Source organism: Corynebacterium sp. HMSC076D02 (genome assembly GCF_001813815.1).
GTDB classification, from domain to species: domain Bacteria; phylum Actinomycetota; class Actinomycetes; order Mycobacteriales; family Mycobacteriaceae; genus Corynebacterium; species Corynebacterium simulans.
In genome coordinates this window covers 1-1732 of record NZ_KV814060.1, presented here as the reverse complement: position 1 = coordinate 1732, position 1732 = coordinate 1, and the positions used below count along the sequence as shown (strand labels likewise).

Here is a 1732-nt window from a genome sequence, read left to right as displayed (position 1 = left end):
AAACAATGTTTACCATTGCTGCCAAGGAGAGGATACTGCATATGAAACAAGCACCCCACCCTTCCGGACGTGTGGTGTCTGTACGGATGCCAGATGAAATCATTGAACGACTCGACACTCTCTGCGATAGGACAGGACGTAGTCGAGGTTTCTACTTAAAAATGGCTATTACAGCCATGCTTCCCAAACTAGAAGAATTCCATTGGAATCAAGTGGCTGCAGACTTCGAAGAGAAGACAATCAACAACTTGTTTAACCAAATAATGCTCAACGGGCTAAAAGACGAGCCCGAAGAACAACAGTGACTCCACTAATACCTTAGGTTCCGAGCAAGCTTCATCAAAGCAAACGGCCAATAAGGCTTCTTGGCAACAGCCGCCACCATTACTAAATCTCCCAGTAAGTCACACTGATGTGATTTAATAGGCGGAGAAAATAAAAAGACGCGCCCCACACCCGTGGGGTGCGCAGCGCGAGCGGCACACACCCTCGGTTCAAGTCCAGGGCGCGCACATTCCTCAAAACATGAGGAAACCCCCGCATCATAGAGTTGGCGCTCTAGCGGGGGCCCAAAAAAGAAAACGACACCGACCGTGTCGGGTAAGACTTTACCACTTCCCCACGGACAGTGAGCAAAGCACAACACGGGCGGTGTCGATAATCCAAAAGGAGACCACGGCACCATGCAGCCCCCACACACCCCAGACGAGCGCCGCGCCAAGCTCGAAGCAGTCAAAGAACTAGCCCGCAGGCAAGAACACGACGCCGCACAAGAACTCCTCCAAGCCCAAGACGTCGGCTACACCTCCAAACTCTTCGTCCAAGCACTCTTCCCCTACCGCAAAGCAGAAAACAATGAGCGCGTCGTAGAAACTGCACAAGGGATAATCTCGGTCTACTCTCGCAGAGGTCTCCCCTACGGCAAGTATCCGCGCCTCATCATGGCCTACGTCATTACCCGAGCAGTAGAAAACGCTGGACGCCTCAAAGAAGGGAAAATCGACGAGCAGGAAGCGCGCCGCATCCCGCTCGGCCACTCGATGAACCATTTCCTCAAAGCAATCGGCGTTCTAGGCCGCGGAACTGGCGGAGCAACAGGCAACCTGAAAAACATTCGCGAACAAATCCTTCGTATCGCAGGTTCTACCATTACCGTCGAAAGCGATGACGGAGTGCACGCTCAAGGCAGCAACACCCAAATCTTGGACGGCTGGAACCTCTGGTTCGACCCCCGAGACCCCAACCAGGGAAGCTTCATTGAGTCAGAGCTAGCGCTAACCGAAAAGTTCTTCAAGCACATCGCAGAATCCCCCATCCCAATCGACCTCAACGTCCTACGAGAACTCACCAAACCCCGCTCAATGGACATCTACATCTGGCTGACTCTCAAGCAGTATTGGCTGGCGAAAAACAACCGCGACGCCTACACCTTCACGTGGGAAATGATGGCCGCAAACTTCGCCACCAAAAAACTCACCAAAGGTCAAGATTGGGTAAACTTCCGCACCGATGTCAAGAAAGCCATTCACGACATTTTGACTGTTTGGCCTAACGCCGGCATCACCGCCGACGCCAACGGAGTCATGGTCACCAAGACCGCCACCTCTATTCGACAGCGTCCACCAAAGCCCCAACTCGACTAATCCCCAGCAACCGTTAAGCGCCCCACTCGGGCGCTTTCTTTATGCCCAAATCAGACTGCGCATATTTACCAATACAGGTGCGCATATTT

Annotated in this window: 2 protein-coding genes; both read left to right on the top strand. The window is 52.8% G+C overall.

What is annotated here, in order from left to right:
• A partial coding sequence (locus tag HMPREF2935_RS07805; RefSeq protein ID WP_246817806.1) for a ribbon-helix-helix protein, CopG family occupies positions 1 to 305 on the top strand: 305 nt, incomplete at its 5' end.
• A gap of 378 nt (positions 306 to 683) precedes the next feature.
• Positions 684 to 1643: a replication protein RepA gene (locus tag HMPREF2935_RS07800; protein WP_049377316.1), complete on the top strand. Its 960-nt coding sequence runs from the start codon at positions 684 to 686 to the stop codon at positions 1641 to 1643.
• Positions 1644 to 1732 lie beyond the last annotated feature (89 nt).

Bases quoted from the DNA above. Each gene is read 5' to 3' on its own strand.
- HMPREF2935_RS07800 (WP_049377316.1), top strand. From the start codon at position 684: ATGCAGCCCCCACACACCCCAGACGAGCGCCGCGCCAAGCTCGAAGCA.